This window comes from Streptococcus sp. HMSC071D03, assembly GCF_001812125.1.
In the GTDB taxonomy this organism is placed as follows: domain Bacteria; phylum Bacillota; class Bacilli; order Lactobacillales; family Streptococcaceae; genus Streptococcus; species Streptococcus pseudopneumoniae_N.
In genome coordinates, this window is record NZ_KV807753.1 from 38,403 (window position 1) to 46,025 (window position 7,623).

Below are 7,623 nucleotides of genomic sequence, written 5' to 3' on the forward strand. Positions count from 1 at the left end.
AATAATGGCACTCAAGGAAGTTTATGAGTATTTTCGTCACTATGATAAGGAAACTTATCAGGTTGTCGCCTGCATGGGCAATGAACCATCGGAAGAAGATGTTCAGGATTTTGAAAATCAATACGGCATTCGTCTGCCAGAAGATTTCAGGGAATTCACCATGTCATCTCTGGGAGGTCTCTTTATGGAAGTCAGGGAAGAGCTATGGCCAAGAGCCAAGGCTTACGATGTAGCACCATTTTGGACCTTCTGTCGAGGTATTAAGGTCTTGGGGATTGCCAACGGTATCCCAGATTTCTTAGATATTCGAATTAAAACCAAGGAATTACACGCTCTGGGCTTTGTGGATTATATTCCGTTTCTGTCTATCATCGGGGATGGAGATGTGATTTTTTGCTTTGATAAGGACAATCATATAGTAGCTCTAGATTGGTATAATAGTGGCGAATCGGAAGAGCTTGAATGTGATTTTTCAGGACTTTTACTCCATCAAATTGCCGAGCTAGAAGAGCGTAAAAATGAGATGGTCAAGCTTTTGGAAAAGGGGAAATCTAATCAATAATCTATAAGGAAATATCAGTTTGATAGTCCGTAAAAGAGGTTGGGACAAAAGATCCTGACCTCACTTTTTATTAGCAATCAAACTTTGACGCGGTAGCTGATTGAACTTTTTGTTCGTCTTTTAGACTCCAAAAAGCTCCTAATCATCCTCGCGGGGCTGGGACTACGAAATCGAGACTTTGTCTATCGATTTCTGTCCCACCGCCTTTTTTAGTAAAACCATTCACTAAATGTACATTCAGATTTTTAAACTTTTCTACAAATTATAGAAAAAAGAATCAAAAGTATGATTTTTATGCTGCCAGTATTGAAGTTTCTTATATTATTTTATAAAATGGAAGCAAAATACTACTGAAAAAGTAGAGCGCTTACACAAAAATAGAAGCGGTTACGAATATGAGAAGGATCTTATGGGAAAAGATCATTGGAATCGAAAAAGAGTGTATAGTATCCGAAAATTTACCGTTGGAACTTGCTCTGTAGTCATCGGTACTTGCTCAGTCTTATTTGGAGCAAGAGTAGCTGGTGTAAACCCAGTTTCAGCTGATGAAACTCCAATTGCAGTTGCTACAGAAAAAGTAGAGGATGATTCTCATAAAGAGGAACTTGGTGAAACAAGAAGTCCAGAACAGCCAGCATCAACCGAATCAGCTGCAAGTGAAGTTGCTACACCAGCTCATGAAGTTGAAAAAACACAGGACGATCAAACTCTACAATCAGACTCTGACAAAAAAGAGGATTCCATGCTAGATAAGAAACCTCAAGTAATTACTCAAGATCAATCTTCTCAAACGGAAAAACCGTACCTAAAACCGGCTACCAGCGAGGAGGTAAATCAATTGGTTGAGGACCGTAAAGTAGAATTTAACCAAAACTGGCATTTTAAACTCAATGCTAATGCCAACGACGCCATCAAGCCAGATGCCGATGTATCAAGTTGGAAGAAATTAGACCTCCCTCACGACTGGAGTATCTATAACGACTTCGACCATCAGTCACCTGCCCAAAACGAAGGTGGACAACTGAATGGTGGGTATGCTTGGTATCGCAAGACTTTTAAACTAGACGAAAAAGACCTTAACAAGAATGTTCACCTAGTCTTTGATGGTGTTTATATGGATTCGCAAGTCTATGTAAACGGTCAGCTAGTTGGTCACTATCCAAATGGTTACAACCAATTCTCTTATGACATCACTGATTATCTCAATAAAGACGGTCGTGAAAATGTCGTAGCTGTACATGCGGTTAATAAACAACCAAGTAGCCGTTGGTACTCAGGAAGTGGTATTTACCGCGATGTTACCCTTCAAGTCACAGATAAGGTTCATGCTGAGAAAAATGGAACAACTATCTTAACACCAGACCTTGAAAAACAACAAAATGGTAAGGTTGATACTCATGTAACAAGTAAGATTGTCAATACAGATGACAAAGATCATGAAATTCTTGCTGAATACCAAATTATCGAACGAAATGGTCAGGCTGTAACGGACGTGGTTCGTACAGATAGCCAAGTCTTGAAAGCTCATCAATCTACTAGTCTAAATGCTATTTTGCAAGTTGAGAAACCCAAACTTTGGACAGTCCTTAATGACAAGCCTGCCCTTTATGAGTTGGTGACTCGTGTTTATCGTGATGGTCAATTGGTCGATGCTAAGAAGGACTTGTTTGGTTACCGTTACTATAACTGGACACCAAATGAAGGCTTCTCTTTGAATGGTGAACGCATTAAATTCCATGGAGTTTCTCTTCACCATGACCACGGAGCTCTAGGAGCTGAAGAAAACTATAAGGCAGAATACCGTCGTCTGAAACAGATGAAGGATATGGGTGTGAACTCTATCCGTACAACCCACAACCCAGCTAGTGAGCAAACTTTGCAGATTGCTGCAGAACTAGGTTTGTTGGTCCAAGAAGAAGCCTTTGATACTTGGTATGGTGGTAAGAAACAGTACGACTACGGCCGTTTCTTTGAAAAAGATGCCACTCACCCAGAAGCTAAAAAAGGTGAAAAATGGTCTGATTTTGACTTGCGTACCATGGTCGAAAGAGGCAAGAACAACCCAGCTATCTTCATGTGGTCTATCGGTAATGAAATCGGTGAAGCTTCAGGAGATCCACATTCTCTAGCGACTGTTAAGCGTTTGGTCAAGGTCATCAAGGACGTTGATAAGACACGCTATGTCACTATGGGAGCAGATAAATTCCGTTTCGGTGATGGTAGTGGTGGTCATGAAAAAATCGCTGACGAACTGGATGCGGTTGGATTTAACTATTCAGAAGACAACTACAAGAAACTGCGTGCTAAACATCCAAACTGGTTGATTTACGGATCAGAAACTTCTTCTGCAACTCGTACACGTGGAAGCTATTTCCGTCCAGAGAGTGAGCTAGTTCATAGCAATCAGGCTTACCGTAATTACGAGCAGTCAGACTACGGTAATGACCGTGTTGGTTGGGGTAAAACAGCAACTGCATCTTGGACTTTTGACCGTGACAATGCAGGCTATGCAGGTCAGTTCATCTGGACAGGTACTGACTATATTGGTGAGCCTACTCCATGGCACAACCAAAACCAAACACCAGTTAAAAGTTCTTACTTTGGTATCGTAGATACAGCTGGTATTCCAAAACATGACTACTTCTTGTATCAAAGCCAATGGGTTTCTGCTCAGAAGAAACCAATGGTTCACCTGCTTCCTCACTGGAACTGGGAAGATCCTACTCTGAAAGCTAACGTAGCGGATGCAGATGGTAAGATTCCTGTTCGTGCCTACTCTAACGCTGCAAGTGTTGAGTTATTCTTGAACGGTGAATCTCTAGGCAAGAAGACATTTAACAAAAAACAAACTAGTGATGGACGTACTTACCAAGAAGGTGCCAATGCCAAGGAACTTTACCTTGAGTGGAAGGTTGCTTTCGAAGCTGGAACTTTGGAAGCAGTTGCTCGTGATGAAGCAGGTAATGAAATTGCTCGTGATAAGATTACGACTGCTGGAGAGCCTGCAGGTGTTCGCTTAGTGAAAGAAGAACATGCTATCGCAGCAGACGGGAAAGACCTCACTTATATTTACTATGAAATCGTTGACCAGGCTGGTAATGTAGTTCCTACAGCTAACAACCTTGTGCGCTTCCAGTTGCATGGTCAAGGTCAAATTGTCGGTGTGGATAACGGTGAACAAGCTAGCCGTGAGCGTTACAAAGAACAAGCAGACGGTTCATGGATCCGTAAGGCCTTCAATGGTAAGGGTGTTGTCATTGTTAAATCAACTGAGCAAGCTGGTAAATTTACTTTGACTGCTCACTCTGATTTCTTGAAATCTGCTCAAACTACTATCTTCACAGGTAAGAAAGACCAAGAAGAAAAAACTGTCTTAGGTACAGAAGTACCTAAAGTACGTACAGTTATCGGGCAAGCACCAAAAATGCCTAAGAAAGTGGCATTTATCTACAGTGACGGCAGTCGTGCAAAACTTCCAGTAGAGTGGTCAGCAGTTGATATCAACGAACCAGGAATTGTTACTGTTAAAGGTGTGGCAGAAGGACGTGAAGTAGAAGCGCGTGTTGAAGTCTTGGCACTCGAAGCAGAATTGCCTGTCGTTAAGAGAATCGCTCCAAATACAGACCTAAATTCAGTTGACAAATCTGTTTCCTACGTATTGTCAGATGGTACTGTAGCAAGCTATGATGTTGATAAGTGGGAAATTGCAGCTGAAGATCAAGCTAAACTAGCAATCCCAGGCTCTCGCATCCAAGCAAAAGGTATTTTAGAAGATGAAGAAATCGCTGCGACCTTGGTAGTGGCAGAAGGTCAAGCTGCTAATCCAGTAGTTCCAAGTGTAACTGTGGCAGATCAAGCGGTTGAAGGTCTTTCAACTGACCAACCTGTAAAATACCACAAGCTTGCTTATGGCGTAGCTTTGCCAGAGGTTAAAGCTACAGCTGAAAATGCAGAAGTGACAGTTATTCAAGCTAATGAAGCAAATGGTATGCGAGCAACTATCCATGTTCAACCAAATGATGGTGGCCCACTACAAACCTATGCTATCCAATTCCTACAAGAGGCTCCACAAATTGAACGTTTGAGCCTAGAAGTTGAAAATGCAGCTGCTTTGAAAGAGGACCAAACGGTCGGTATCAAGGTCTTGGCTCACTACCAAGATGGTACTCAGGCAGTCTTGAAGGCTGACAAGGTTACCTTCTCAACTACAGGTGAGGGAGATGTAGCCGTTCGTAAAGGTATGCTTGAATTGCACAAACCAGGTCAAGTAACTCTGAAAGCTCAATTTGAAGGAGCAGAAGGTCAGATTGACTTGAACATTCAAGCAAATACTGAAGCTAAAGTCGTCCAAGCCATCCGTCCAGTTAGTGTCGTGACAGGTTTGAACCAAGAACCAAGTCTCCCAGCTACAGTAACTGTAGAGTACGACAAAGGATTTCCGAAGGTTCACAAGGTGACTTGGCAAGCAGTTGCTAAGGAAGAACTTGCTAAATACCATAGCTTTGATGTTCTTGGTAAAGTAGAAGGGCTCGAAAAAGAGGCTCATGCAAAAGTATCTGTAGAAGGTATCATTGCTGTCGAAGAAGTGAGCGTAACAACTCCAGTTGCAGAAGCTCCTCAATTACCAGAGAGTGTTCGGACTTATCACTCAAATGGCCAAGTCTCTTCAGCTAAAGTAACTTGGGACGCAATTGAACCAAGCCAATACGCACAAGAAGGCAAGTTTACTGTGACAGGACATGTCGAAGGTACTCAACTACCAACCAAACTTCATGTTCGTGTGTCTTCACAGACAGAAACTGGTGCTAATATTTCTGACCAGTGGACTGGTTCAGAATTGCCACTTGCCTTTGCATCAGACTCAAATCCAACCGACTCAGTAGCCAATGTCAATGACAAACTAATCTCATATAATAACCAACCAGCAAACCGTTGGACAAACTGGAACCGTACAAGTGAAGCATCAGTGGGAATTCTCTTTGGTGACTCTGGTATCATGTCTAAACGTTCAGTTGATAATCTCAATGTCGCCTTCCACGAAGACCACGGTGTTGGTGCACCTAAATCCTATGTCATCGAATACTATGTCGGTTCAGCAACTCCAACAGTTCCTAAGAATCCAAGCTTTGTAGCTAGTGAAGACCATGTCTTTAATGACGATAAAAACTGGAAACAAGTGACAAATCTCAAGGCTCCAGATCAAGTAAGAGCTGGAGAAATGACTCACTTTAGCTTTGATAAAGTCAACACTTACGCAGTTCGTATCCGCATGGTTAGACCAGATGGTAAATGGGGTACTTCAATTACAGAATTGCAAATCTTCTCTAAACAAGTAGCTGCAGCTAAGAAAGCTCAAGCGCAAATCCAAGTAGATGGAAAAGATTTGCCAAACTTTAACCCAGGCTTGACTGACTACTATCTTGAAGCAAGCCAAGGAAAAGTTCCAGCTGTAACAGCAAGTGTAACTGAAAATGGTATTGCAACAGTTGTACCAAGCGTACGTGAAGGAGATCCAGTCCGTGTTGTTGTTGTTAAGGCAGAAAATGGAGATATCCTAGGTGAATACCGCCTACACTTCACAACTGACAAAGATTTGCTAACAAGTAAGCCGATAACAGCGACTAAAGCTTCTCGCTTGGTTGCTAAAGGACAAGCCTTAGAATTACCAGCCAAAGTCCCTGTTTACTTTACAGGAAAAGATGGCTATGAAGTCAAGGACTTGGCTGTTGACTGGGAAGAAGTACCAGCAGAAAATCTAACAAAAGCTGGTGAATTTACAGTTCATGGTCGCGTTTTGGGTACTGATTTATCTGCTGAAGTGGCTGTACGTGTGACAGACAAACTCGGTGAAAACCTATCAGACAACCCAGACTTCGATGATGACAGCAACCGCTCATTTGCCTCAGCAACTAACGATATCGATCCAAACTCTCGTGACCGTGTGGACTATGTCAATGATGGTTCTGATGATGAAAGTCATCGTTGGACTAACTGGTCTGCAACTCCATCTTCTAATCCAGAAGTTTCAGTAGGGGTTATCTTCAGAGAAAATGGTCAAATTGTTGAGCGTTCAGTTGCAGAAGGAAAAATTCGCTTCTTTGCTGATGGTGGAACAGACGCCCCTTCTAAACTCGTCCTAGAACGCTATGTTGGACCAGAATTTGATTCACCAGAATATTACTCTAACTACCAACCATACGATCCAGGACATCCATTCAACACTCCTTCTAACTGGGAGAAAGTTGAATACCGTGCGGATCAAGAGATTCAAGCAGGAACTGACATCCATGTAACCTTTGCACCAGTCAAAGCTAAAGCTATGAGATGGCGCATGGATAGAAAAGCTGACAAGAAGGGTGTGGCTATCACTGAAATGGCCTTTATCGCACCAAGTGAAGCACCTAAGGACAATACAGCTTCTAAACTTCTTGTGGATGGTAGAGAGCTTGCTGACTTCTCTAAAGCTCGTGTAGATTACCAAGTAACCTATAGTGGAACTCGTCCTAAAGTAACAGTGGAAGCTGGTGAAAACGTAGCGGCGACAGTTGTTGATAGTGGTGACGATAAACTTCCAGTTTTGGTACGTCTTGTTTCAGAAAGTGGTAAGAACGTTAAAGAGTACCGAATCCAATTGACTAAAGATGAGGTCGAAACTGCTAAGGCAGAACCAGCTGTTCAAGAAGCACTTCCTAGCCTAGAAGTGGTAGAAGAAGCAATTAGCTTTAAGTCTATTAAGCAAGATGATCCGACTCTTCCAGAAGGTGAAACTCGTGTGACTCAAGTAGGTCGTGAAGGTAAAGAACGCATCCTTACTGAAGTAGCAGTAGATGGAAGCCGTACTGAAAAACTTCGTGAAGTTGTTGAAGCAGCACAAGATGAGATTGTCTTAGTCGGAACTAAGAAAGAAGTATCAGGTAAAACTGATCCAGCTATCCACGAGGTTCCAGAATTCACAGGCGGTGTTAACGGAGCAGAAGCAGCTGTTCATGAAGTACCAGAATACGCAGGAGCAATTGGCACAGCAGGCGACGAGCCAGCTCCAGTAGTAGAAGTTCCAGAGT

The 7,623-nt window shown here is 42.5% G+C and carries 1 protein-coding gene and 2 pseudogenes; all 3 read left to right on the forward strand.

What is annotated here, in order from left to right:
- Positions 1 to 4: 4 nt before the first annotated feature.
- Positions 5 to 562: an SMI1/KNR4 family protein gene (locus tag HMPREF2837_RS05520; RefSeq protein WP_049548894.1), complete on the forward strand. Its 558-nt coding sequence runs from the start codon at positions 5 to 7 to the stop codon at positions 560 to 562.
- A 409-nt stretch (positions 563 to 971) separates the two neighbouring features.
- Positions 972 to 1,122 (forward strand): annotated as a pseudogene (locus HMPREF2837_RS11950) (YSIRK-type signal peptide-containing protein); the annotation flags it as partial.
- Between the two features lie 224 nt (positions 1,123 to 1,346).
- Positions 1,347 to 7,623, forward strand: a pseudogene (gene bgaA, locus HMPREF2837_RS05525) (LPXTG-anchored adhesin/beta-galactosidase BgaA); the annotation flags it as partial.

Bases quoted from the DNA above. Each gene is read 5' to 3' on its own strand.
- HMPREF2837_RS05520 (WP_049548894.1), top strand. From the start codon at position 5: ATGGCACTCAAGGAAGTTTATGAGTATTTTCGTCACTATGATAAGGAA.